At 62.1% G+C, this 23,955-nt stretch carries 19 protein-coding genes, 1 tRNA gene and 3 pseudogenes; 2 read left to right on the forward strand and 21 right to left on the reverse strand.

Annotation, left to right across the window (positions count from 1 at the left end; genetic code table 11):
* The 4 genes from NKJ20_RS30900 to rpsL all read right to left on the reverse strand — a co-directional run.
* The coding region (locus tag NKJ20_RS30900) for a GTP-binding protein (RefSeq protein ID WP_320306773.1) at positions 1–139 on the reverse strand (139 nt) is incomplete at its 3' end.
* Positions 140–206: 67 nt separating this feature from the next.
* Positions 207–2,297 (reverse strand): elongation factor G, encoded by a 2,091-nt coding sequence (gene fusA / locus NKJ20_RS30905; RefSeq protein WP_023680448.1) that lies wholly within the window; start codon positions 2,295–2,297, stop codon positions 207–209.
* Between the two features lie 30 nt (positions 2,298–2,327).
* Positions 2,328–2,798, reverse strand: a complete 471-nt coding sequence (gene rpsG, locus NKJ20_RS30910) for a 30S ribosomal protein S7 (protein ID WP_008875664.1) — start codon at positions 2,796–2,798, stop codon at positions 2,328–2,330.
* A gap of 85 nt (positions 2,799–2,883) precedes the next feature.
* Entirely contained in the window at positions 2,884–3,255 is a 372-nt protein-coding gene (gene rpsL, locus NKJ20_RS30915) for a 30S ribosomal protein S12 (RefSeq protein WP_006333356.1), read from the reverse strand.
* A gap of 462 nt (positions 3,256–3,717) precedes the next feature.
* Between rpsL and NKJ20_RS30920 the strand changes: the two genes are divergently transcribed.
* Together NKJ20_RS30920 and NKJ20_RS30925 are read left to right on the forward strand one after the other, a co-directional pair.
* On the forward strand, positions 3,718–3,999 hold the full coding sequence (locus tag NKJ20_RS30920; protein ID WP_023680447.1) for a transcriptional regulator: 282 nt from the start codon (positions 3,718–3,720) through the stop codon (positions 3,997–3,999).
* A gap of 134 nt (positions 4,000–4,133) precedes the next feature.
* Complete coding sequence (locus NKJ20_RS30925) at positions 4,134–5,063, forward strand: Gfo/Idh/MocA family protein (RefSeq protein WP_352749284.1); 930 nt, start codon at positions 4,134–4,136, stop codon at positions 5,061–5,063.
* Between the two features lie 49 nt (positions 5,064–5,112).
* Here NKJ20_RS30925 and NKJ20_RS30930 read toward each other — a convergent pair whose 3' ends face one another.
* From NKJ20_RS30930 to NKJ20_RS31010, 17 genes and pseudogenes are all read right to left on the reverse strand, one after another.
* The gene (locus NKJ20_RS30930; RefSeq protein WP_352474774.1) at positions 5,113–5,778 is read right to left on the reverse strand and encodes an O-methyltransferase; all 666 of its coding nucleotides are present in this window, start codon (positions 5,776–5,778) and stop codon (positions 5,113–5,115) included.
* Positions 5,779–5,862: 84 nt separating this feature from the next.
* Positions 5,863–10,059: pseudogene (gene rpoC, locus NKJ20_RS30935) on the reverse strand (DNA-directed RNA polymerase subunit beta').
* A 131-nt stretch (positions 10,060–10,190) separates the two neighbouring features.
* Positions 10,191–14,327 carry a DNA-directed RNA polymerase subunit beta gene (gene rpoB, locus NKJ20_RS30940; RefSeq protein ID WP_352451053.1) on the reverse strand — a complete coding sequence of 1,379 codons (4,137 nt, stop codon included), beginning with the start codon at positions 14,325–14,327 and terminating at the stop codon, positions 10,191–10,193.
* 289 nt (positions 14,328–14,616) lie between these two features.
* Positions 14,617–14,988 (reverse strand): annotated as a pseudogene (gene rplL, locus NKJ20_RS30945) (50S ribosomal protein L7/L12); the annotation flags it as partial.
* A 54-nt stretch (positions 14,989–15,042) separates the two neighbouring features.
* Entirely contained in the window at positions 15,043–15,561 is a 519-nt protein-coding gene (gene rplJ / locus NKJ20_RS30950) for a 50S ribosomal protein L10 (RefSeq protein WP_008875657.1), read from the reverse strand.
* A 394-nt stretch (positions 15,562–15,955) separates the two neighbouring features.
* Entirely contained in the window at positions 15,956–16,654 is a 699-nt protein-coding gene (gene rplA / locus NKJ20_RS30955; RefSeq protein WP_023680441.1) for a 50S ribosomal protein L1, read from the reverse strand.
* 4 nt (positions 16,655–16,658) lie between these two features.
* Complete coding sequence (gene rplK, locus NKJ20_RS30960; protein ID WP_023680440.1) at positions 16,659–17,087, reverse strand: 50S ribosomal protein L11; 429 nt, start codon at positions 17,085–17,087, stop codon at positions 16,659–16,661.
* A gap of 160 nt (positions 17,088–17,247) precedes the next feature.
* Entirely contained in the window at positions 17,248–17,775 is a 528-nt protein-coding gene (gene nusG / locus NKJ20_RS30965; RefSeq protein WP_006333333.1) for a transcription termination/antitermination protein NusG, read from the reverse strand.
* Positions 17,776–17,802: 27 nt separating this feature from the next.
* The gene (secE, locus tag NKJ20_RS30970; RefSeq protein WP_023680439.1) at positions 17,803–18,006 is read right to left on the reverse strand and encodes a preprotein translocase subunit SecE; all 204 of its coding nucleotides are present in this window, start codon (positions 18,004–18,006) and stop codon (positions 17,803–17,805) included.
* A 364-nt stretch (positions 18,007–18,370) separates the two neighbouring features.
* Positions 18,371–18,446: transfer RNA gene (locus tag NKJ20_RS30975), tRNA-Trp, on the reverse strand.
* A gap of 77 nt (positions 18,447–18,523) precedes the next feature.
* Positions 18,524–18,967 (reverse strand): hypothetical protein, encoded by a 444-nt coding sequence (locus tag NKJ20_RS30980; RefSeq protein WP_352749286.1) that lies wholly within the window; start codon positions 18,965–18,967, stop codon positions 18,524–18,526.
* 66 nt (positions 18,968–19,033) lie between these two features.
* Positions 19,034–19,516: a group II truncated hemoglobin gene (locus tag NKJ20_RS30985; RefSeq protein ID WP_352749288.1), complete on the reverse strand. Its 483-nt coding sequence runs from the start codon at positions 19,514–19,516 to the stop codon at positions 19,034–19,036.
* 96 nt (positions 19,517–19,612) lie between these two features.
* Positions 19,613–19,822 (reverse strand): hypothetical protein, encoded by a 210-nt coding sequence (locus tag NKJ20_RS30990; protein WP_352749291.1) that lies wholly within the window; start codon positions 19,820–19,822, stop codon positions 19,613–19,615.
* Between the two features lie 21 nt (positions 19,823–19,843).
* Positions 19,844–20,779, reverse strand: coding sequence for a COG3904 family protein (locus NKJ20_RS30995; protein WP_352749294.1), 936 nt, complete (start codon positions 20,777–20,779; stop codon positions 19,844–19,846).
* 476 nt (positions 20,780–21,255) lie between these two features.
* Positions 21,256–21,354 (reverse strand): annotated as a pseudogene (locus tag NKJ20_RS31000) (EF-Tu C-terminal domain-related protein); the annotation flags it as partial.
* A 21-nt stretch (positions 21,355–21,375) separates the two neighbouring features.
* Positions 21,376–23,061 (reverse strand): COG3904 family protein, encoded by a 1,686-nt coding sequence (locus NKJ20_RS31005; RefSeq protein ID WP_352749297.1) that lies wholly within the window; start codon positions 23,059–23,061, stop codon positions 21,376–21,378.
* A 160-nt stretch (positions 23,062–23,221) separates the two neighbouring features.
* A partial coding sequence (locus NKJ20_RS31010; RefSeq protein ID WP_352749298.1) for an EF-Tu C-terminal domain-related protein occupies positions 23,222–23,955 on the reverse strand: 734 nt, incomplete at its 5' end.

Here is a 23,955-nt window from a genome sequence, read left to right on the forward strand (position 1 = left end):
CATCGATCTGGTCGTAGCGCTTGTATTCGCCAAAATACTTGGTGATCGCCGCCGTCAGCGACGTCTTGCCATGGTCGACGTGACCAATCGTGCCAATGTTCACATGAGGCTTAGTGCGCTCGAATTTACCTTTTGCCATGTGATCTCTCCATTCCTGCCAGCCCGTGCGGGCCTTGAATTAAGTTACTGATGCAACTCGTTTCGAGTTACGCGTATTTCTTCTGGACTTCCTGGGCGACCGCGGTCGGGACCGGCTCGTAGTGGTCGAACTGCATCGTGTAGGCCGCGCGGCCCTGGCTCATCGAGCGAAGGTTGTCCACGTATTTGAACATGTTGGCGAGCGGCACCATCGCGTTGATGACCACAGCCACGCCACGGGCTTCCTGGCCCTGGATCTGGCCGCGACGGCCGTTCAGGTCGCCGATAACGCTGCCGACGTAATCTTCCGGCGTCACCACTTCGACCTTCATGATCGGCTCGAGCAACTGCACGCCAAGCTTGGGCGCTGCTTCACGGAAGCAGGCGCGGCCGGCGATTTCGAAGGCCAGAACCGACGAGTCCACATCGTGGTAGGCGCCATCGATCAGCGTCGCCTTGACGCCGATCATCGGGAAGCCGGCGAACGGGCCCGAGGTCATGACGCTGTTGATGCCCTTTTCGACACCGGGGATGTATTCCTTCGGCACAGCGCCGCCGACGATCTTGGTTTCGAACTCGAATTCGCTGCTTTCCGGATTCGGCTCGAACAGGATCTTGACGCGGGCGAACTGGCCGGTACCGCCGGTCTGCTTCTTGTGCGTGTAGTCCTGCTCGTGCTTGCGGGTGATCGTCTCGCGGTAGGCCACCTGCGGCGCGCCGACATTGGCCTCGACCTTGAACTCGCGGCGCATACGGTCGACGATGATGTCGAGGTGAAGCTCGCCCATGCCGGAAATGATCGTCTGGCCCGATTCCTCGTCGGTCTTGACGCGGAAGGACGGATCCTCGGCGGCCAGGCGGTGAAGGGCGAGACCCATCTTTTCCTGGTCGTTCTTGGTCTTCGGCTCGATGGCGATCTGGATGACCGGATCGGGGAATTCCATGCGCTCGAGGATGACCGGATGCAGCGGATCACTGAGCGTGTCGCCGGTGGTGGTGTCCTTGAGACCAGCGAGGGCGACGATGTCGCCGGCAAACGCCTCTTCGACGTCGGCGCGCGAATTCGCATGCATCTGCAGCATGCGGCCGATGCGCTCTTTCTTGCCCTTCACGGTGTTGTCGACCGAGATGCCCTTGGTGAGCTTGCCCGAATAGATGCGGGCAAAGGTGAGCGAACCGACGAACGGGTCGTTCATGATCTTGAAGGCGAGCATCGACAGCGGCTCGTTGTCGTCGGCATGACGCTCGATCTCGGCGTCGGTCTTGGCGTCGACGCCCTTGATGGCCGGGACATCGGCCGGCGACGGCAGATATTCGACGACGGCGTCGAGCAGCGGCTGCACGCCCTTGTTCTTGAAGGCCGAGCCGCAGAACATCGGATAGAACTTCACCGCAATCGTGCCCTTGCGGATGAGCGCACGGATCTCGTCGTTGCTCGGCATCTTGCCTTCGAGGTAATTCTCGAGCGCCGTCTCGTCCATTTCGACGGCGGCCTCGATCATCTTCTCGCGGTATTCTTCGGCACGAGCCTTGAGGTCGGCAGGGATCTCGACGATGTCCCAGGCAGCGCCCAGCGTCTCGTCGCGCCAGACCAGCGCGTTCATCTCGACGAGGTCGACGACACCCTTGAACTCCGTCTCGGCGCCGATCGGCAGCTGCATGACGACGGCATGTGCACCGAGGCGCGAACCGATCATCTCGACCGAGCGGTAGAAGTCGGCGCCGATCTTGTCCATCTTGTTGCAGAAGATCATGCGCGGCACGCGGTACTTGTCGGCCTGGCGCCAGACGGTTTCCGTCTGCGGCTCGACACCGGCATTGGCATCGAGCAGCGCGATGGCGCCGTCAAGCACGCGCAGCGAGCGCTCGACTTCAATGGTGAAGTCGACGTGGCCGGGGGTGTCGATGATGTTGAAGCGGTGCATCTTGCCGTCGCGACCCTTCCAGAAGGTCGTGGTCGCGGCGGACGTGATGGTAATGCCGCGCTCCTGCTCCTGCTCCATCCAATCCATGGTGGCAGCGCCGTCGTGGACTTCGCCGATCTTGTGCGACTTGCCCGTGTAATAGAGGACGCGCTCGGTGGTCGTCGTCTTGCCGGCGTCGATGTGCGCCATGATACCGAAATTGCGGTAGTCTTCGATTTTATATTCGCGGGCCATGGGAGGTGCCTCTTCAGTCTCGTTCGCGCTTTACCAGCGGTAGTGCGCGAAAGCGCGGTTGGCTTCTGCCATCTTGTGGGTGTCTTCACGCTTCTTGACGGCGGTGCCGCGGTTGTTGGCCGCGTCCATCAGCTCGCCGGAGAGGCGGTCGACCATAGTGGTCTCGTTGCGGTTGCGGGCGGCGGCAATCAGCCAGCGGATGGCCAATGCCTGACGGCGCTCGGGGCGCACGTCGACCGGAACCTGGTAGGTGGCGCCGCCGACGCGGCGCGAACGCACTTCCACATGCGGCGCGACATTGTCGAGCGCCTGATGGAAGACGGTGACCGGCTCCTGCTTGGTCTTGGACTGAACCTGGTCGAGCGCGCCGTAGACGATGGTCTCGGCAACCGACTTCTTGCCGTCATACATGACGGCGTTCATGAACTTGGTGACGATCAGATCGCCGAACTTCGGGTCCGGATTGATCTCACGCTTTTCTGCACTGTGACGACGGGACATTTTTTCTCTGCCTCAATTCTACGCGGTGGCCTGGATCCCGGATCGTCGCTTGACGCCGCCCGGAACGACCTTGGCTACGCTTCGGTCACTTCGGACGCTTGGCGCCGTATTTCGAACGGCGCTGCTTGCGGTTCTTCACGCCTTGCGTGTCGAGCACGCCGCGGATGATGTGGTAACGGACGCCCGGAAGATCCTTGACGCGACCGCCGCGGATCATCACCACCGAGTGCTCCTGAAGGTTGTGGCCTTCGCCGGGGATGTAACCGATCACTTCAAAACCATTGGTCAGGCGGATCTTGGCCACCTTGCGCAGCGCCGAGTTCGGCTTCTTCGGCGTCGTGGTGTAGACGCGCGTGCAGACGCCCCGCTTCTGCGGGTTCTGCTGCATGGCCGGGACCTTGTTGCGCTTCACCGGCGCAATGCGCGGCTTGCGGATCAGCTGGTTGACGGTAGGCATTAAACCCTCTTGTCTCTCAATTCCGTATCTCGCCCGGTCAGGGCCGCTCAAAGCGTCATTTCCATACGCAAATTCGGGCCACAAACCGCGCCTCGCGGTCTTGCCCGAACAAATGGCAGAGGAAGCGGAAGCCGCTTCATGCACGCCGGAAATGTCTTTTCGCTCGTAAAACGAACCCTGTTTGAGGCAAACTCCAAAGCGTGTCGCTTCGGAAGCAAGAGCCTCACATCGGTTCTGACTGGGCGGCTTCTACTCGTATGGCCACTGTCCGTCAACCCCGGAGCGGCAAATATTGCGCTGAACCCGAGGCGTGGCAGCCATGCGAAAAGCGCATGTAATTTTCTTGCGCCGTTTTTCAAGAGGAAGGCAGAAAGTGACCGGCTTGCCGCTGTTTCCAGGCCGTGCTTCGTGCGAAAAGGCGGCATGAGCAGCCCAAACCCCCTCGCCCGGAGGTACGAACCCGTGAATGACAATGAGGAGCGCCCGGTCACCATTATTACCGGGCGGGTGTGGAAGCGCAAAGGCGGCAAGCCGGAAGGCGTGCATGTGATGTTGGTCGCGCCGGACGACGATTCGGCGGTGCGCCGCGCTCTCGAATCGCTTGCCGCCGAAGGTTATGCCGAGGCCGAGCTCGACCAGATCGGCGACATGGACGGCGTGCCCGACGAGGAGCCGCATCTGTCCGCCTATCAGGGCGCGCTCGAAGGCGAAGTGTCGATCGTGACGTTCGATGTACCGATTTGAAGAGATTTGAAGAGATCTGAATCGCGGTCGATCTCGCAGGCCGGCGACACAAGCCCGGCGACTTGCCCGGCACAAGTTCTCTGCTAAGAAGCGACCTCTGGCAAAACCAAGCATACTCAACCTGCGGAGCTCCCATGTCCTCTAATCCCATCAAGCTCGGCATCGTCGGCGTGGGGAAGATCGTCCGCGACCAGCATCTGCCGGCGCTGGCGAAGGACCAGGATTATCGCCTGGTCGCCGCAGCGAGCCGGCATGGCAAAGTCGAAGACATCCCGAATTTCCCGACGATCGAGGCGATGCTCGACTCGGTGCCGGAGCTCGAGGCGGTGTCGCTGTGCATGCCGCCGCAGTTTCGTTACGACGCCGCGCGCTTGGCGCTCACGGCGAAAAAACATGTCTTCCTGGAGAAGCCGCCAGGCGCCACGGTCAGCGAGGTCGAAGACCTGAAGGCGATGGCGACAGCGAACGGCGTCTGCCTGTTCGCCAGCTGGCACTCGCGCTATGCGCCGGCTGTCGAAGCAGCGCGCACATTCCTCAGCTCGACTACGATCAGGTCGGCCGCCATCAACTGGAAGGAAGACGTGCGCCGCTGGCATCCGAACCAGGAGTGGATCTGGGCTCCCGGCGGCTTTGGCGTCTTCGATCCCGGCATCAACGCGCTGTCGATCGCTACCCACATCCTGCCGCCGATGTTCATCAGCTCGGCAGAGCTCGATTTCCCCGAGAACCGCGCGGCCCCGATCGCCGCCCATATCGCCTTCCGCACTTCGAACGGTCTGCCGGTGACGATGGAACTCGATTGGCGTCAGACCGGCCCGCAAAGCTGGGACATCCTGGCCGATACCGAGGCCGGATCGATGGTGCTTTCTGGCGGCGGCTCAAAGCTCGCCATCGATGGCCGCGTCGTTCACGAGGAGCCGGAAGCCGAATATCCGATGCTCTACAAGCGCTTCGCCGAGATCGTGCGCGCCGGCACCTCCGACGTCGATCTCGCGCCCCTGCAGCACGTCGCCGACGCCTTCATGCTGGGCAAGCGCAATGTGGTGCAAGCTTTTTTCGATTGACGAGTGGGCGCCGGCCGGATCGCAGGTCTGGTCGGCGCACCGCACAAAATCAATTGACGATCGCTATTGCAAAGCCGTCATAGCCCTTGGCGCCAACAGTCTGGATCGCGGTGCCTTCCAGACGTTTGTCGCTGCCGATGAACGAGAACGCCGCGCGTGCCCCTTCGACATTGGCGTCGCGACCATCTTCATTCACCACCGCGCCGTCACGGATGACATTGTCGCAGACGATGACGGTCCCCGGCCTCGAAAGACGCATGGCCCAGGACAGATAGTGCGGGTTGTTCGGCTTGTCGGCGTCGATGAAGATGAAGTCGAACGGCCCGGCATTCTCGGCGCCTAAGGCCGCAAGCGATTGAAGCGCCGGTCCGACCCGCAGTTCCACACGGTCAGACACCCCTGCCCGTTCAAAGTTCGACCGCGCGACACTGGCGTGGTGCGGATCAAGCTCGAGCGTCACGACCTTGCCGTCCATCGGCAATGCTCGCGCCATCCAGATTGTCGAATAACCGCCCAACGTGCCGATTTCGAGTACCTTCCTCGCTCCCTGCATTCGCGCAAGAAGTGAGAGCAGCTTGCCTTGTGCCGGGGAAACGTCGATAGGCGGCAGGCCCTGATCATGGTTGGCCGCCAGAACGGCATCAAGAGCGGGATCCGCCTCGAAAAGAGCTTCGACAATGTAGTCGTCGACAGAAGCCCAAATCTTCCTGCTCATCGTTTCCTCTCCGATCCGATTGAGGAACCACAATGCAAAAAGGGGCCACTTAGGCCCCTTTTCTATCTTCTCTTGCTTGCGCGCTTACTGCGCCGCGTTAACCATGTCGGTCAGCATCGGCTCGGCGACCTCGACGCCGGACGCCTTGCGGCGCTCGTCGATGATCAACTCGTCGCGCGAGGTGGCGATGCGCCGGATCTGGCTCATCGTACCGCCGGTACCGGCCGGGATCAGCCGGCCGACGATGACGTTTTCCTTCAGCCCCTGCAGCATGTCGGTCTTGCCGGCAACCGCAGCTTCGGTCAGCACCCTCGTCGTCTCCTGGAAGGAGGCGGCGGAGATGAAGGACGGCGTCTGCAGCGAGGCCTTGGTGATGCCGAGCAGCACCGGTTGGCCTTCGGCCGGCTTCTTGCCTTCCTCGACCAGGCGCTCATTGACCTCTTCCAACTCGATCACGTCGACGTGGTCGCCCGGAATGTAGGTCGAATCGCCTTGCGTGGTGATCTCGACCTTCTGCAGCATCTGGCGAACGATCACCTCGATGTGCTTGTCGTTGATCGACACGCCCTGCAGTCGGTAGACCTCCTGGATTTCGTTGACGAGGTAGGAGGCAAGCGCCTCCACGCCCTTGATCGCCAGGATGTCGTGCGGCGCCGGATTACCGTCGAGGATGTAGTCGCCCTTCTCGATGACGTCGCCGTCCTGGAGATGGAACGGCTTGCCCTTCGGGATCAGGTATTCGACCGGCTCAAGCGTCGAGTCATGCGGCTCGATGATGATGCGGCGCTTGTTCTTGTAGTCGCGGCCGAAGCGGATCGTGCCATCGATCTCGGCGATGATGGCGTGATCCTTCGGACGGCGTGCCTCGAACAGTTCGGCAACACGCGGCAGACCACCGGTGATGTCCTTGGTCTTGGCGCTTTCCATCGGGATACGCGCCAGCACGTCGCCGGGGCGAACCTGTGCACCCGGCTCGACCGAAAGAATGGCCTCGACCGAGAGCAGGAAGCGGGCGTCGCCACCCTTCGACAGCTTGCCGACCTTGCCCTTGGCGTCCTGGACGACGATCGCCGGCTTGAGGTCGTTGCCGCGTGGCGTCGAACGCCAGTCGATGACCTCGCGCTTGGTGATGCCGGTCGATTCGTCGGCGGTTTCCTGAACGGAAATGCCATCGACCAAATCCTCGAACGCTACCCTGCCCTCGATTTCGGTGAGGACCGGGCGGGTATAGGGATCCCACTCGGCAATGCGCTGGCCGCGCTTCACCTTGTCGCCATCGTCGACGAAGATACGCGAACCGTAGGTGACGCGGTGCGTGGCGCGTTCCTTGCCGGCCTCGTCGAGGATCAGCACCGCCATGTTGCGGCCCATGACCATCAGCTGGCCGTCGGAGTTGCGCACCACGTTGCGGTTGCGGATCTCGACTTTGCCCTCATAGGAGGCTTCAAGGAACGAGGAATCCACTACCTGCGCCGTGCCGCCCATGTGGAAGGTACGCATGGTGAGCTGGGTGCCCGGCTCGCCGATCGACTGCGCCGCGATGACGCCGACAGCCTCGCCCTGGTTGACGGGCGTGCCGCGGGCCAGATCGCGTCCGTAGCAGACCGCGCAGACGCCGACCCTGACCTCGCAGGTCAGCGCCGAACGGATGCGGACCGACTGCACGCCGGCCTTTTCGATCAGTTCCACGTCACGCTCGTCCATCAGCGTTCCGGCCTTGACCAGAACCTCGCCGGTGACCGGGTGGGTGATGTCGTCGAGCGAGGTGCGGCCGAGAACGCGCTGGCCAACCGAGGCGACGACCTGACCGGCATCGACGATCGGCTGCATGGTAAGGCCCTTGTCGGTGCCGCAGTCGAGCGAGTTGACGATGCAGTCCTGCGCCACGTCGACAAGACGACGCGTCAGGTAACCCGAGTTCGCCGTCTTCAAGGCGGTGTCGGCCAGACCCTTGCGGGCGCCGTGGGTCGAGTTGAAGTACTCGAGCACGGTTAGGCCTTCCTTGAAGTTCGAGATGATCGGCGTCTCGATGATTTCACCGCTAGGCTTGGCCATCAGGCCGCGCATGCCGGCGAGCTGGCGCATCTGGGTGGGCGAGCCGCGCGCACCGGAGTGCGACATCATGTAGATCGAGTTCATCGGCTTCTGACGGCCGTTGTCCTCGAACTCGACCGCCTTGATGCGGGCCATCATTTCGTCGGCGACCTTTTCCGAGCACTTGGCCCAGGCGTCGACGACCTTGTTGTACTTCTCGCCCTGGGTGATCAGGCCGTCATTGTACTGCTGCTCGTACTCCTTGGCCAAAGCCTCGGTGTCGGACACCAGCTTGATCTTGGCGTCCGGGATCAGCATGTCGTCCTTGCCGAACGAAATGCCGGCGCGGCAGGCATGGCTGAAGCCGAGAGCCATGATGCGATCGCAGAAAATGACCGTCTCCTTCTGACCGCAATGGCGATAGACGGTGTCGATCATCTTGGAGATGTTCTTCTTGGTCATCTCCTGGTTGGCGGTCTCGTAGGGCACGTTGTGGTTCTTCGGCAGCAGCTCGCCGATGATCATGCGGCCAGGCGTGGTATCGTAGATCTTCGACACGACCTTGCCGTCGGCGTCGACCGTGCGGAAACGCCCCTTGATCTTGGCATGCAGCGTCACCGCCTTGGTCTCGAGCGCGTGCTGGAGTTCGCCCATGTCGGCAAACACCATGCCCTCTCCCGGCTCGTTCTGGTTGACGATCGAGAGATAGTAGAGACCGAGAACCATGTCCTGCGACGGCACGATGATCGGCGCGCCGGAAGCCGGGTGCAGGATGTTGTTGGTCGACATCATCAGCACGCGGGCTTCAAGCTGCGCTTCCAGCGACAGCGGCACGTGAACGGCCATCTGATCGCCGTCGAAGTCGGCGTTGAAGGCCGTGCAGACCAGCGGGTGAAGCTGGATCGCCTTGCCTTCGATCAGGATCGGCTCGAACGCCTGGATACCGAGGCGGTGCAGCGTCGGTGCGCGGTTCAGCAGCACCGGATGCTCGCGGATGACCTCGTCGAGGATATCCCAGACCTCCGGACGCTCCTTCTCGACCAGCTTCTTCGCCTGCTTGACGGTCGAGGAGTAGCCCTTGGCGTCGAGACGGGCGTAGATGAAGGGCTTGAACAGTTCGAGCGCCATCTTCTTCGGCAGGCCGCACTGGTGGAGCTTGAGCTCCGGACCGGTGACGATGACCGAGCGGCCGGAATAGTCGACGCGCTTGCCGAGCAGGTTCTGGCGGAACCGGCCCTGCTTGCCCTTCAGCATGTCGGACAGCGACTTCAGCGGACGCTTGTTGGCGCCGGTGATGACGCGGCCGCGGCGGCCGTTGTCGAACAGCGCATCGACGGCTTCCTGCAGCATGCGCTTTTCATTGCGCACGATGATGCCGGGCGCGCGCAGCTCGATCAGCCGCTTCAGGCGGTTGTTGCGGTTGATGACGCGGCGATAGAGATCGTTCAGATCCGACGTGGCGAAACGGCCGCCGTCCAGCGGGACAAGCGGGCGCAGATCCGGCGGGATCACCGGAACCACCTTCATGATCATCCATTCCGGACGGTTGCCGGATTCCATGAAGTTCTCGACGACCTTGAGCCGCTTCAGGTACTTCTTCTGCTTGAGCTAGGAGGTGGTCGAAGCCAGCTCAGAACGCAGATCGCCGGCGATCTTCTCGAGGTCCATGCCGGCCAGAAGGTCGTGGATCGCCTCGGCGCCGATCATGGCGGTGAACGAATCCTCGCCATACTCGTCGACGGCCATCATGTACTCTTCCTCGCTGAGCAGCTGGTGCTCCTTCAGCGCGGTGAGGCCGGGTTCGGTAACGATGTAGTTCTCGAAGTAGAGGACCCGCTCGATGTCCTTCAGCGTCATGTCGAGCAGCGTGCCGATGCGCGACGGCAGCGACTTCAGGAACCAGATGTGGGCGACCGGTGCCGCCAGCTCGATATGGCCCATGCGCTCGCGGCGGACGCGCGACAGCGTGACTTCGACGCCGCACTTCTCGCAGATGACGCCCTTGTATTTCATGCGCTTGTACTTGCCGCACAGGCATTCATAGTCCTTGATCGGGCCAAAAATGCGCGCGCAGAACAGGCCGTCACGCTCCGGCTTGAAGGTGCGATAGTTGATGGTCTCCGGCTTCTTGATCTCGCCGAACGACCAGGACAGAATCTTCTCAGGGCTGGCAAGCGAGATCCGGATGGAATCGAACACCTGCGCAGGCGCCTGGGGATTGAAGAGATTCATGACCTCTTGGTTCATGCCGTTCTCCTTTTCGGGGTCCTCGAAAACCCCTTGCATCTAGCGCGGGCCAAACGCCCGCCGACTTGATCGGCCATCGGCCGAGAATTTGGTGCGTCCGGTCGCGGGAAGACCGCGGCCGGACGTCTTGCTTACTCGGCCGCGTCGGGCAGCCGGATCGGGTTGTCGTCGAGCTTGGTGTTCTCCAGCTCGACATTGAGGCCGAGAGACCGCATTTCCTTGACGAGAACGTTGAAGCTCTCGGGAATGCCGGCCTCGAAGGTGTCGTCGCCTCTGACGATCGCCTCGTAGACCTTGGTGCGGCCGGCGACGTCGTCCGACTTCACCGTCAGCATCTCCTGCAGCGTGTAGGCGGCGCCGTACGCTTCGAGCGCCCAGACCTCCATCTCGCCGAAGCGCTGGCCACCGAACTGCGCCTTGCCGCCCAGCGGCTGCTGGGTAACGAGCGAGTACGGCCCGATCGAACGCGCGTGGATCTTGTCGTCCACAAGGTGGTGAAGCTTGAGCATATATATGTAGCCCATCGTCACTTTGCGATCGAACGGCTCGCCGGTGCGCCCGTCATAGAGCTGCGACTGACCGCTGGTGTGCAGGCCCGCCTGCTCCAGCATGATGTTGATGTCGGCCTCGTGCGCGCCGTCGAACACCGGTGTCGCGATGGAGACGCCGCGGCGCATCTGCTCGCTGAGGCGAACGATGCTCTCGTCGTCATATTCGCGGACCGGCTCGTTGCGGTCGTTGGAAGGCATGAAGCTCTCGAGCGTCTTGCGCAGCGGCTTGATGTCGCCCGCCGTCTTGTACGCGTCGATCAGATCGCCGATCTTCTTGCCCATTCCGGCGCAGGCCCAGCCCAGGTGCGTTTCCAGGATCTGGCCGACATTCATGCGCGACGGCACACCCAGCGGGTTGAGCACGATATCGGCATGCGTGCCGTCCTCGAGGAAAGGCATGTCCTCGACCGGAACGATCCGCGACACGACACCCTTGTTGCCGTGCCGGCCGGCCATCTTGTCGCCGGGCTGCATCTTGCGCTTCACGGCCACGAAGACCTTGACCATCTTCATAACGCCCGGAGGCATCTCGTCGCCGCGCTGCACCTTCTCGACCTTGTCCATGAAGCGCTGCTCGAGCGCCTTCTTGGAATCGTCGTACTGGCCACGCAGGGCTTCCAGTTCGCTCTGGAGCTTTTCGTTCTCCACGGCAAACTGCCACCACTGCGAACGCGGATACTCGTCGAGCGTGTCCTTCGACAGCTTCGAGCCCTTCTTGAAGCCCTTCGGCCCGGCAATCGCTTCCTTGCCGACGAGAACGTCGGAAAGACGCGAATAGACGTTGCGGTCGAGGATCGCCTGCTCGTCGTCGCGGTCCTTGGCGAGGCGTTCGATCTCCTCGCGCTCGATCGCCATGGCGCGCTCGTCCTTCTCGACGCCGTGGCGGTTGAAGACACGCACTTCAACGACGGTGCCGAAGGTTCCCGGAGGCATGCGCATCGAGGTGTCGCGCACGTCCGAGGCCTTTTCACCGAAGATGGCGCGCAGCAGCTTTTCTTCCGGCGTCATCGGGCTTTCGCCCTTCGGCGTGATCTTGCCGACCAGGATGTCGCCCGGCTGCACTTCCGCACCGATGTAGACGATGCCGGCCTCATCGAGGTTCTTCAGCGCTTCTTCCGAGACGTTGGGAATGTCGCGCGTGATCTCCTCCGGCCCCAGCTTGGTGTCGCGGGCCATGACTTCGAACTCCTCGATGTGGATCGAGGTGAAGACGTCGTCGGCGACGATGCGCTCGGACAGGAGGATGGAATCCTCGTAGTTGTAGCCGTTCCACGGCATGAACGCGACCAGCACGTTACGGCCGAGGGCCAGATCGCCGAGCTCGGTCGACGGGCCGTCGGCGATGATGTCGCCCTTGTTGACCCGGTCGCCCATGCGCACCAGCGGACGCTGGTTGATGCAGGTGTTCTGGTTCGAACGCTGGAACTTCATCAGCCGGTAGATGTCGACGCCGGACTTGCCGGGATCGAGATCTTCCGTGGCGCGGATGACGATACGCGTCGCGTCCACCTGGTCGACGATGCCGCCGCGGCGGGCGCCGATAGCGGCGCCCGAGTCACGGGCGACGATTGGCTCCATGCCGGTGCCGACGAACGGCGCTTCGGCGCGCACCAGCGGCACGGCCTGACGCTGCATGTTCGAGCCCATCAGCGCACGGTTGGCGTCGTCGTTCTCGAGGAACGGGATCAGGGCCGCGGCCACCGACACCATCTGCTTCGGCGACACGTCCATCAGATCGACGTTTTCGCGCGGCGCCATCATCACTTCGCCGGCGTTGCGGCAAATGACGAATTCGTCGACGAAATGACCATTCTTGTCGAGCTCGGCATTGGCCTGCGCGACGTGGTGCTTGGCCTCTTCCATAGCCGACAGGTAAACGACTTCATTGGTCAGCTTGCCGTTGACGATCTTGCGGTACGGGCTCTCGATGAAGCCGTATTTGTTGACGCGCGCGAAGGTCGCAAGCGAGTTGATCAGGCCGATATTCGGTCCTTCCGGCGTCTCGATCGGGCAGATGCGGCCGTAATGCGTCGGGTGCACGTCGCGCACCTCGAAACCGGCACGCTCGCGGGTCAGACCGCCCGGTCCAAGCGCCGAAAGACGGCGCTTGTGGGTGATCTCCGACAGCGGGTTGGTCTGATCCATGAACTGCGACAGCTGCGAGGAACCGAAGAACTCGCGCACGGCGGCAGCCGCCGGCTTGGCGTTGATCAGGTCCTGCGGCATCACCGTATCGATCTCGATCGAGGACATACGTTCCTTGATCGCGCGCTCCATGCGCAGCAGGCCGACGCGGTACTGGTTCTCCATCAGCTCGCCGACCGAGCGCACGCGGCGGTTGCCGAGATTGTCGATGTCGTCGATCTCGCCCTTGCCGTCGCGCAGTTCGACCAGCGTCTTGACCACGGCCAGGATGTCGTCCTTGCGCAGCACGCGCACGGTATCCTCGGCCTTGAGCTCGAGGCGCATGTTCATCTTGACGCGGCCAACGGCCGACAGATCATAGCGCTCGCTGTCGAAGAACAGCGAGTTGAACATGGCTTCAGCGGTTTCCAGCGTCGGCGGCTCGCCGGGGCGCATGACGCGGTAGATGTCGAACAGCGCGTCCTGGCGGCTCTCGTTCTTGTCGACGTTGAGCGTGTTGCGGATGTAGGCGCCGACGTTGACGTGGTCGATGTCGAGGACCTTGATCTCATCGTCACCGGTGCCAAGCAGCACTTTCAGCGTCTTTTCGTCGATCTCGTCACCGGCTTCGAGGAAGATCTCGCCGGTCGCGTAGTTGACAATATCCTCGGCAAGGTAGTTGCCGAGCAGATCCTCGTCGGTCGCCTTGATCGCCTTGAGACCCTTTTCGCCAAGTGCCCTGGCCTGGCGGGCGGTGATCTTCTTGCCGGCCTCGACGACGACTTCGCCGGTGTCGGCGTCGACTAGGTCACCAACGGCCTTGAGGCCGCGGAAACGCTCGACGTTGAACGGGATGCGCCAATGGTCGCCGGCGCGCTTGTAGGTGATCTTGTTGTAGAAGGTCGACAGGATCTCTTCGCCGTCCATGCCGAGCGCCATCAGCAGCGACGTCACCGGAATCTTGCGGCGGCGATCGATGCGGGCATGCACGACGTCCTTGCTATCGAACTCGATGTCGAGCCACGAACCGCGATAGGGAATGACGCGCGCGGCAAACAGAAGCTTGCCGGACGAGTGCGACTTGCCCTTGTCATGGTCGAAGAAGACGCCTGGCGAACGGTGCATCTGCGAGACGATGACGCGCTCGGTGCCGTTGACGATGAAGGTGCCGTTCAAGGTCATGAGCGGCATGTCGCCCATGTAGACGTCCTGCTCCTTGATGTCCTTGATCGACTTGGCGCCGGTATCCTCGTCGATATCGAACACGATGAGGCGCAGCGTCACCTTGAGCGGCGCCGCATAGGTCAGATCGCGCTGACGGCATTCGTCAACGTCGAATTTCGGTCCCTCGAACTCATACTTCACGAATTCCAGCATCGAGGAGCCGGAAAAATCGGAAATCGGGAAGACCGACTTGAAAACTGCCTGCAGTCCCTCGTCAGGACGCCCACCCTTGGGCTCCTCCACCATCAGGAACTGGTCATAGGATGCCTTCTGAACCTCGATCAGGTTCGGCATCTCCGCAACTTCCGGGATCTTTCCGAAAAACTTGCGTACGCGTCTGCGGCCATTGAAAGTCTGGGTTTGGGCCATCGTCGCTCCTTAGCTCAATTCTCGGGACGAGCCTCGCCGCGGCTCGCCTTGCATCTCGGGCCACCTTGGCGGCCCTGTCTTGTTGCCCGCCGCCTGTCGGCGGCTTCTTGTCTTTTCACCCGCCGCCAATTGGCGGCGGGCCAGAAACGGGAGAAAACCCGTTTCCTGAAGGCCGGTTTGCGGCCCTCAGGAAAGAGGTTTTCGCACTCTTCGCGTTACGCAGCCTCCCTTCGACGCGAAAGGAGTGGCGGACCGCCCGCCCCCCTCCGCCCGTACAAAAAGCATAATTAAGATCGACCTTGGCGCCGGCTGCTTCCAGCTGGGCCTTGAACTTGTCCGCGTCGGCCTTGGAAACGGCTTCCTTGACCGGCTTCGGAGCCGCCTCGACCAGGTCCTTGGCTTCCTTGAGGCCAAGACCGGTGATGGCGCGAACTTCCTTGATGACGTTGATCTTCTGAGCGCCTGCCTCGGTGAGGACGACGTCGAATTCCGTCTTTTCCTCGACCGGAGCAGCAGCGGCCGCAGCGCCGCCGGCAGCGGCAACCGCCACCGGAGCAGCGGCGGAAACGCCCCACTTTTCTTCAAGAAGCTTCGACAGCTCGGCCGCCTCGAGGACGGTCAGCTTCGAAAGGTCGTCTACGATCTTTGCCAGATCAGCCATTGCAATGTTCCTTCATAAGGTTCGAACGTGTGTTTGTGATAGCGAGGAACGGCCTCATGCCGCCTCGTCCTTCCGGGCGTAAGCGCCGATGACGCGCGCGACCGAAGCCGCAGGCGCATTGACGATCTGGGCGATCCGGGTTGCCGGCGTGGCGATCATGCCAACCAGCCTGGCGCGCAGCTCATCGAGCGACGGAAGTGTGGCGAGTGCCTTCACACCGTCGGCATTGAGCGAGGTGGTGCCCATTGCGCCGCCGAGAATGACGAGCTTGTCATTTCCCTTGGCGAAATCGGACGCGACCTTCGGCGCCGCAATCGGATCCTCCGAATAGGCGATCAGCGTCTGTCCCTTGAACAGCTCGATGATCGATGCGGAGTCCGTGCCCTGAAGAGCGATTTTGGCGAGACGGTTCTTCGCGACTTTGACGGTGCCACCGGCGGCGCGCATTTTCGACCGAAGGTCGTTCATTTGCGCGACGGTGATACCGGCGTAGTGGGCCACGACGACTGAACCAGCGCTTGAAAACGCATCATTCAGGCCCGTGACGAGTTCGCGTTTTTCCGCTCTGTCCACTGCCTATCTCCAGTTGACCCCTGCCCTCTACGAAGGACAGGCGTCGGGTTGCCTTTTTTGCCGGCCGGGCCATCCAGTAACGGATCTCCCGAACGACGCTCGAGGATCCTGCCCCCTTTCGCCACACCTGCCGGCAAGCCGGACGGTGCGCAGACAAAAGGCAAACACGGTTCGAACCTTTCATTGGAGCTTGTGGCTCCTTTGTCCGGTCTTCACCCGTCTCATGCAGGCCCGCATGAATTAAGGCCCACATCACCTAAGGCTTGGGGGCCGCCTGCAATCTCGGACAGGATGTCCGGAAGCCTTTCGACTTCCGGTACCGGGCCGCCGACAGGTCGGAGGCCCGGAATTCTTTCACGGATCAGCGTTTTAGCGGCCGATCCAATTGTTCGTATCAGGACGCTGCGAGCGTCGAGACGTCGAGCTTGAGGCCCGGGCCCATCGTCGAGGTGACCGACACCTTCTTGACGTAGTTGCCCTTGGCACCAGCCGGCTTTGCCCTGGTCACCGCGTCAGCGAAGGCGCGGACGTTTTCTTCCAGCGCCTTGACGTCGAACGAGACCTTGCCGACGCCGGCGTGAACGATGCCGGCCTTCTCGACGCGGAACTCGACGGCGCCGCCCTTCGATGCCTTGACGGCGGCGGTAACGTCGGTGGTGACGGTGCCGACCTTCGGGTTCGGCATCATGCCGCGCGGACCGAGCACCTTGCCGAGACGGCCGACCAGCGGCATCATGTCCGGCGTAGCGATGCAGCGGTCGAAGTCGATCGTGCCCTTCTGGACGATGTCGACCAGATCCTCGGCTCCGACGATGTCGGCGCCGGCGGCCTTGGCCTCCTCGGCCTTGTCGCCACGCGCGAAGACGGCGACGCGAACGCTGCGGCCGGTGCCGTTCGGCAGGTTGACCACGCCGCGGACCATCTGGTCGGCATGGCGGGGATCGACGCCGAGGTTCATCGCGACTTCGATCGTCTCGTCGAACTTCACCGAGGAGCGATCCTTGAGCAGCTTCAGCGCCTCACCCAAAGCATAAGCCTTGTTGGGATCGATGCCTTCGCGGGTCTTCGATACACGCTTTGCAATCTTTGCCATGATCTCAGCCCACCACTTCCAGACCCATCGAGCGGGCGGAGCCCTCGACCATGCGCATGGCCGCCTCGACGTCGTTTGCGTTCAGATCCTTCATCTTCTGCTCGGCGATGGCGCGCACCTTGTCGCGGCCGATCGTGCCGGCCTTGACCTTGCCCGGCTCCTTCGAGCCCGACTTCAGGTTGGCAGCCTTCTTCAGGAAGTAGCTCACCGGCGGCGTCTTCATGACGAAGGTGAACGACTTGTCCTGGTAGTAGGTGATGACGACCGGAACCGGCGAGCCCTTTTCCATTTCCTGGGTCTGCGCGTTGAACGCCTTGCAGAACTCCATGATGTTGATGCCACGCTGACCAAGCGCCGGGCCGATCGGGGGCGACGGCGTGGCCGATCCCGCGGAAACCTGGAGCTTGAGCTGGCCTGCAATTTTCTTAGCCATCTCTCTTCCTGCCTTTTCTCATGCCGGTCTTGCCGGCGGTTGCAGTCTGGTGGTGCGGTCCGCGCGGCCGGCTAAAGCCGCATTCGCCTCCCACCCGTTTTTGGCCGCGCGATCTCCGCGCCGCCTTCCCTGCCGCCGAAACCGGTGCAGGGATTTCGGATCAGCCCTTCTCGACCTGTCCGAATTCCAGATCGACCGGCACGGCGCGCCCGAAGATCGAAACTTCTACCTTGAGCCGCGCCCGCTCCTCGTCCACTTCCTGGACGAAACCGTTGAACGACGCGAATGGTCCATCCGAAACGCGGATCGCTTCGCCGATCTCGAACGTCACCGACGGCTTCGGCCGCTCGACGCCTTCCTGAACCTGGTTCAGGATACGCTGGGCCTCGGCTTCGGTGATCGGCACCGGCTTGGAGTCGCCCAGGAAACCGGTGACCTTCGGCGTGTTCTTGACGAGCGAGAACACGGCGTCGGTCAGATTGGCCTTCAGCAGCACATAGCCCGGAAAGAACTTGCGCTCGGCATCGACCTTGCGGCCGCGGCGGATCTCGACGACCTTCTCGGTCGGCACCACGATCTGCTCGATGTCGGCGGACAGGCCCTTCTGCTTGGCCTTGTTCTCGATGTCCTCGGCGACCTTCTTTTCAAAGTTCGAGTAGGCGTGGACGATGTACCACCGCGCGGTCATTTCAAGACTTCTCCGTAATCGCCGGACTTACTGTCCGAGGCCGAGGATTTTTTCGACCGCAAAGCCCATGGCCACGTCTGCGGTAAAGAAAAAGATCATCGCGATGACCGCGAACACAAGGACCATCACCGTCGAGATCATCGTTTCGCGCCGCGACGGCCAAGTGACCTTGGCGGTCTCCGCGCGAACCTGCTGGAGAAAGGTGAAGGGATTTGTGGTTTTCGAAGCCATATGCCGCTCTGTCTGCAAGACCCGTTGGCCGGGCCTCCTGGATGATCCCGCTGGCCGGGACGTGCCGCTTGAGCGTGCGTTCGCGCCGAATCAGCGCAATCATTTCGCCCATGCAAATCAGACGCGTAAAGCCGGCTTCCCAGCTCCACGCGTCGCGTGTCTGTCTCGTCTACATAAAACCGATTCTTGATCCACGCAAGTGGCAAGTGTCCGCTTTATGGCCAAACGCCGCCTCGGAACCATCCAGTCGTCCCGTCCCGGCTATGCGGCCCTTATGCCGCAACTTGTGCCATATGGCAAGTCACAAGCCGATTTTCAAAGGCCGCACTGCAAAAGAATCGTTTTTAGGTATCCATTCAAAGAATGGCACGGGCAGCAGGGCTCGAACCTACGACCTGCGGTTTTGGAGACCGCCGCTCTACCAACTGAGCTATGCCCGTATGCGCATGTCGGCGCAGCAGGCGCTTCCTAAAAGCTTCCGCGCGCTCTGTAAAGAGCGACGTGCGCTACCCGGCCTTCATCTTCGAAAGTCCAGGCGTCCTCCCGGCCATTTCCCGTCGATCCGTTGATTGCTGACGATCAAGCCGACCCAGGGACGCACGATTTCCGGGTCGGTCAGATTGATGTATTTTCCCACCAGCCCTTTCGCACCCTGGCGCCGGGCATCGATGAGCCCCTTGCACACGCCATTATGCCAATCGAACAGCAGGTAAACTCTCTCTCCCGCCGTCTTCACCTCGCCCCGGCCGGACTTCCATTTATCCTTGGTATCGCCCGGGATCGTGGGATCGGCACCGCCGTTCCATCGGCTGGACCAGCTGCCTTCGATGGTGTCGTTGCGGTCGCGGTCGCTTTCGGTGCCCCAGGCCTCGGCATTTTCATCGCTTGGAGTTCCCTCCAGTTTCACGCCGGCGGAAGCCACGGCGGCCTCAAACCGTTCCAGCCTGGCGGACCGAACCATTCACCGCCACCCATTTCCCGCAAATCGGGTCCTGGCGGCAGGGTTTTCGACCGATTCGCGCCCCGGTCAGTCTCCCGAAGGCGCCTTGTAGGGGCCGCCCGGCACCCCCCAACCCCAGGCCGGCATTGGTTCGCTCTCGGGATCGCAGGTCGGGCCCTTGTTGGAGTTCATCTTGGCCAGCCGCGATCCCCATTCGACATAGGCCATGAAGGCCGAGCGGAATTCGGGATCGTCAGGCAACCCGATCTCGTCGGCGGCGTCGGCGAGAAGGTTGATCCAGCGCCGGCGCTGCTCCTCGGTCAGATGCTTGCCGAGATGGTGCATCACCATCTCGCGATGGCCGCCGTGCTTTTCGCTGTAGGTTTTCGGTCCACCAAAAACTTCGCCGATGAAAGCCGCGACGTGAGCGGGATGATCCGGCGACATATGTTTGAACACCGGCCCGACGATGGGGTCCCGAGAGACGTTGTCGTAGAAGGTTTGGGTCAGGCGGTTCAGCGCTTCGGTGCCGCCTGCCCATTCAAACAATGTCGGGACATCCTGGCTCATTCGCGATCCCTCCCATGCTGGTCTTCAACTGCGCTGGACGATAGCGGAAACATCGAGCGCCGCTCAACCTGCCTCGATGGCCAGTGCAAGGTTGCGCTAAAGCTTCGCCGGCGTCTCTGCCTCGGCGCTGGCGGACGGCAGAACGCGGCAGTTGTCGGGCTTCGGCGACGACTTGCAGATGGTGGCGCCCGTCAGCGCGTCAACCGATTGAGAACCCGTCATTAGCCCGAGCTGCAGCATCGCCTCGGCTTCGAGTTGGGCGGCCCCAGGATCGCCCTTTTCTGTCTCGATCTCCCGCTGGCGCAACCAGTCGCCTACCCCGGCTGATCATGGTTTCATGTCCGATGATGTGTACGGGCCACTCGCCACGCCCCAACGCCAAGCCGGCATTGGTTCCATCTCAGGATCACAGGTGGAGCTCGCCCCCGCTACCCGCGACCCCCCTCCGATGCAGGCTATGAGGGTTTGCGGGGGATTGCCGTACGACCCTTCGTCGCCGGCATTGGTCGCCTGCGTGGCCGGCTGAGAAATTTGGACTTGAACCGGTTGAGAAGGTCCGGCCTTCGCCTCGATCGCTGCCGCCTCGGGCGGCTTGGCATTCGCAGGGATCTCTCTGCAGTTCGCCGGCGCAGGACTCTGCCGGCATATGCCCGTCTGCGTAAGTATGTCGAGAGAGCCGGTGCTGGTGACCAGCTTCATCGTCAGCATGTCGGCGAGGGAGATCTGCCGGATGTCGCTGGCGGGCGTAGCCTTCATTCTGTCCAGTACGCCCTGGCCGACACCCATCTCCCTGAGATAGGCCGACAGCCTCCTCTCAAGCGCCTTGTTCATCTCATAAGTCTTGTAGCTGTCAGCCTCAGTACGGCTGATGACCTTGGTGCCGATAACCTTCTTCCGGCCGTTCACAATTCTGTATGTGGTGCGGTAATATACCTGTTCGCGCCGATATGTAGTGGTGACCTGATGGACGCCTAGATAGGCCCAACTGCCGACCACGCGTCCGACGCCTCCGGCAAACATCAGCGGACATGCGGAATTGCACATGGCACCGCCGTCGGACGCAATGCCGAAATATGCGGCGCCCTTGCCGTCATTGGCCCGGCAATCCTTCATCCCGGGCCAACAATCGGAAAACTTGGTCGTACCGACGGCGATATCGAGCTTATTCTTGCGGATTATTCGACCGAGCCGGAGCGCAGCGTCGACATTGCCGCCCGGGGAATTGACGATGATCGGCAATTTTCGGCGGCCGAGCGTCTTCAATATACGCTTGAGCTGCACTGGCGTGCTCGCCGAGATGGCGCCTTCTGCCGAAATCCATTCCGGACATTAGGCTCGCAACCGGTCGCATTGCTGCGCACGACGACGAGTTGCATCTCCGAAAAACCATCGGACGAACTGCCCGGACGGTACCATGACTTCGGATCCCATGTCCTCGGATCGGACACATCCTCGGCATTCGCAGCGAAGCCAGCCATCGCCATGGCGACCACCAGCGCCAGACTAACTAGCCCGCGCCACCACCGTGCCATACTGTCTGAACGGCGTCCCGGAACCACGTTTGGCAAAAGCCCCCTCGATGCAACCTATACTAGTTGACATGGCGAGGCTTGCAACAGCTTTTGAAATGACGGCGTGCCCGCTTCAACGAGGCCGCCACGCAAGGCTCCAACGCAGAAAGGGCGGCCCGAGGACCGCCCTTCTTGCATTCGGAATCGGCCGGCGAATGCCGGCGCCAATTATTCTTTGATGGTGACGACGATGCTGGCACCGACGGTCCGGCTGCCTTCACGGATGGCGAAGCGCAGCTTCTCTTCCATGGCGATCGGCACGATCAGCTCGCGGCTATCATGCCCGCGTTACGATTTGATCGGCGTGCTGGCCTGAGCCTTGGCGCCCGAGGCTTCGCGGCAGTTTTCCGGCCGTGGCTCCGATCTGCAGATGCCGGGGCCTGTCAACTCGTCTGCCGATTGATGCCCGGTTGTCAGCCCGTATTTCAGCATCCTGTCGAGTTCGAGCTGCCGTTCGACTGAATACAGCTGAATTGCGGTAAACAGACCGGGGCCGATGGCCATGTCCTCGAGATAGGCCTTGACCTTTTGCTCCTGCCCTATCGAATGCACGCTCAACTGTGCACGCGGGCCGACCAGGCGTTTGACACCGCCGGCGAGCATGATCGGACAGGCCGAGCCGCAACCGCCGCCGGCATCGACCGTCAGCCCGTTGTAGACGCCGCCTTCGGCCGTGCAGTCGGCCTGCCGCGGCTCGCAGCCAATGAAATCCGTCCGCGCCACAGCGACGTCGAGCTTGCGTTCGCGGATCAGCCTTCCGGCCGCCAAAGCACCGAGCACATCACCACCCGGCGAGTTGATAACGATGGGCAGGCGCCGGTCGCCGACGCTGTCGAGCAGTTGGCGCAATTTTTCGGGCGTGTCAGCGGTAATCGCGCCTTCGGCCGAGATCCATTCCGGGCAGTTTGGATTGCAAAGCGGGTTGCTGCCGCGGACCAGGACGAAGCGCATGTCTGCGACCTCCTTCGGCCGCGGGGTTTCGAGCCCTGCGGGTGCAGGCTCGGCTTTCGCCACCACTTCGCCGGCCGGCTTCGTGATATTCGCCGGCGCCGGCACCTCCCTGCAACTCGCCGGCAACGGATCGGACGTGCATAGGATTGGCGCGGTCAGCAGGTCGACGGCATCCCGGCTGGTGACGAGATTCATTTGCAGCATGTCGTAGGGAGCCAATTGCTGGATACCGCTGGCCGGTGTGCTTTTCATGGTCTCGAGCACACCCAGGCCGACGCCCATCTCCTTCAGATAGGCCGCCAGCTTCCGCTCCAGCGGCTTGTTCATCTCATAGGTCTTGTAGCTGCCGGCGTTCTTCCGGCTGACGACCTTGGTGCTGAGAATCTTCTTCTTGCCCTTCACCATGCGGTAGGTGGTGCGGTACAGCAATTTCGTCCGGATATAGGTCGTGGTGATCTGATGGACGCCGAGAAAGGCCCATTCGCCTACCACGCGCCGGATGCCGCCGGAAAACAACAACGGACAGGCGGAATTGCAGATGGCGCCATCGGCATAAGCATTGCCAAAATAACGGGCGCTCTTGCCGTCGTTTTCCTTGCAGTTCTTCACATCTGGCAGACAGCCGACGAAGCGGGTTTTGCCGACGGCGATATCGAGCTTGTTCTTGCGGATCAGGCGACCAAGTGTCAGCGCCGCTTCGACATTGCCGCCGGGGGAATCGACGACGATCGGCAGCTTTCGGCCGCCAAGCGCTTTCAGCGCGCGTTTGAACAGGGCCGGCGTGCCGGCTTCTATCGAGCCTTCCGCCGATATCCATTCCGGACAGGTCGGCTCGCAGCCCGGCGCGCTGCTGCGCACGACGACGAACCGCATCGTCGGGCCGAAATCCGGCGCGGATTTTTCCGGCGTGGATTTCTTTGCATCCGCTGCGAAGGCAGCGTGGCCCATGGCAAGCAACGACACCAGGCAGATCAGCCCTAGCGACCACCATGCCTGACTATGCAAACGGCGCCATGGAACCATTCGGGCAGCCCCCCCTCGATGCAACCTATACTAGTTATGGCAGAGGCGCTTGCAACAGGATTTGAAGCAATGCGGTTAATCCATTGCCAGAATATCAGAATCAAAAGGGCGGCCCGAAGACCGCCCCTTTGCATCCGATCTCAACCGGCAGCGCCGGCGACTACTCTTTGATGGTGACGACGATGCCGGCACCGACGGTGCGGCCGCCTTCACGGATGGCGAAGCGCAGCTTCTCTTCCATGGCGATCGGCACGATCAGCTCGACATCGACGGTGATGTTGTCGCCCGGCATCACCATCTCGGTGCCTTCCGGCAGCGACACGATGCCGGTCACGTCCGTCGTGCGGAAATAGAACTGCGGACGGTAGTTGGTGAAGAACGGCGTGTGGCGGCCGCCCTCGTCCTTGGTCAGGATGTAGGCTTCGGCAACGAATTTCTTGTGCGGCTTGACGGTGCCGGGCTTGGCCAGGACCTGGCCGCGCTCGACGCCTTCACGGTCGACACCGCGCAGCAGCGCGCCGATGTTGTCGCCGGCCTGGCCCTGGTCGAGCAGCTTGCGGAACATCTCGACGCCCGTGCAGGTCGTCTTGGTGGTCGGACGGATGCCGACGATCTCCAGCTCCTCGCCGACCTTGACGACGCCGCGCTCGACGCGGCCGGTCACCACCGTGCCACGGCCCGAGATCGAGAACACGTCCTCGATCGGCATCAGGAACGGCTTGTCGAGCGGACGAACCGGCGTCGGAATGTAGGCATCGACCGCCGCCATCAGTTCGCGGATGGCATCCTCGCCGATCTTCTTGTCGCTGTCTTCAAGTGCGGCAAGCGCCGAACCCTTGACGATCGGAATGTCGTCGCCGGGGAACTCGTTCTTGGTCAAAAGCTCACGCACCT

Origin of the sequence: Mesorhizobium sp. M0185 (assembly GCF_040322175.1) — a bacterium.
In the GTDB taxonomy this organism is placed as follows: Bacteria; Pseudomonadota; Alphaproteobacteria; order Rhizobiales; family Rhizobiaceae; genus Mesorhizobium.

Coding starts and splice junctions, on each gene's coding strand:
- fusA (WP_023680448.1), bottom strand. CDS start 2,297: ATGGCCCGCGAATATAAAATCGAAGACTACCGCAATTTCGGTATCATG.
- rpsG (WP_008875664.1), bottom strand. CDS start 2,798: ATGTCCCGTCGTCACAGTGCAGAAAAGCGTGAGATCAATCCGGACCCG.
- rpsL (WP_006333356.1), bottom strand. CDS start 3,255: ATGCCTACCGTCAACCAGCTGATCCGCAAGCCGCGCATTGCGCCGGTG.
- NKJ20_RS30925 (WP_352749284.1), top strand. CDS start 4,134: ATGTCCTCTAATCCCATCAAGCTCGGCATCGTCGGCGTGGGGAAGATC.
- NKJ20_RS30930 (WP_352474774.1), bottom strand. CDS start 5,778: ATGAGCAGGAAGATTTGGGCTTCTGTCGACGACTACATTGTCGAAGCT.
- rpoB (WP_352451053.1), bottom strand. CDS start 14,327: ATGGCCCAAACCCAGACTTTCAATGGCCGCAGACGCGTACGCAAGTTT.
- rplA (WP_023680441.1), bottom strand. CDS start 16,654: ATGGCAAAGATTGCAAAGCGTGTATCGAAGACCCGCGAAGGCATCGAT.
- rplK (WP_023680440.1), bottom strand. CDS start 17,087: ATGGCTAAGAAAATTGCAGGCCAGCTCAAGCTCCAGGTTTCCGCGGGA.
- nusG (WP_006333333.1), bottom strand. CDS start 17,775: ATGACCGCGCGGTGGTACATCGTCCACGCCTACTCGAACTTTGAAAAG.
- secE (WP_023680439.1), bottom strand. CDS start 18,006: ATGGCTTCGAAAACCACAAATCCCTTCACCTTTCTCCAGCAGGTTCGC.
- NKJ20_RS30980 (WP_352749286.1), bottom strand. CDS start 18,967: ATGGTTCGGTCCGCCAGGCTGGAACGGTTTGAGGCCGCCGTGGCTTCC.
- NKJ20_RS30985 (WP_352749288.1), bottom strand. CDS start 19,516: ATGAGCCAGGATGTCCCGACATTGTTTGAATGGGCAGGCGGCACCGAA.
- NKJ20_RS31005 (WP_352749297.1), bottom strand. CDS start 23,061: ATGGTTCCATGGCGCCGTTTGCATAGTCAGGCATGGTGGTCGCTAGGG.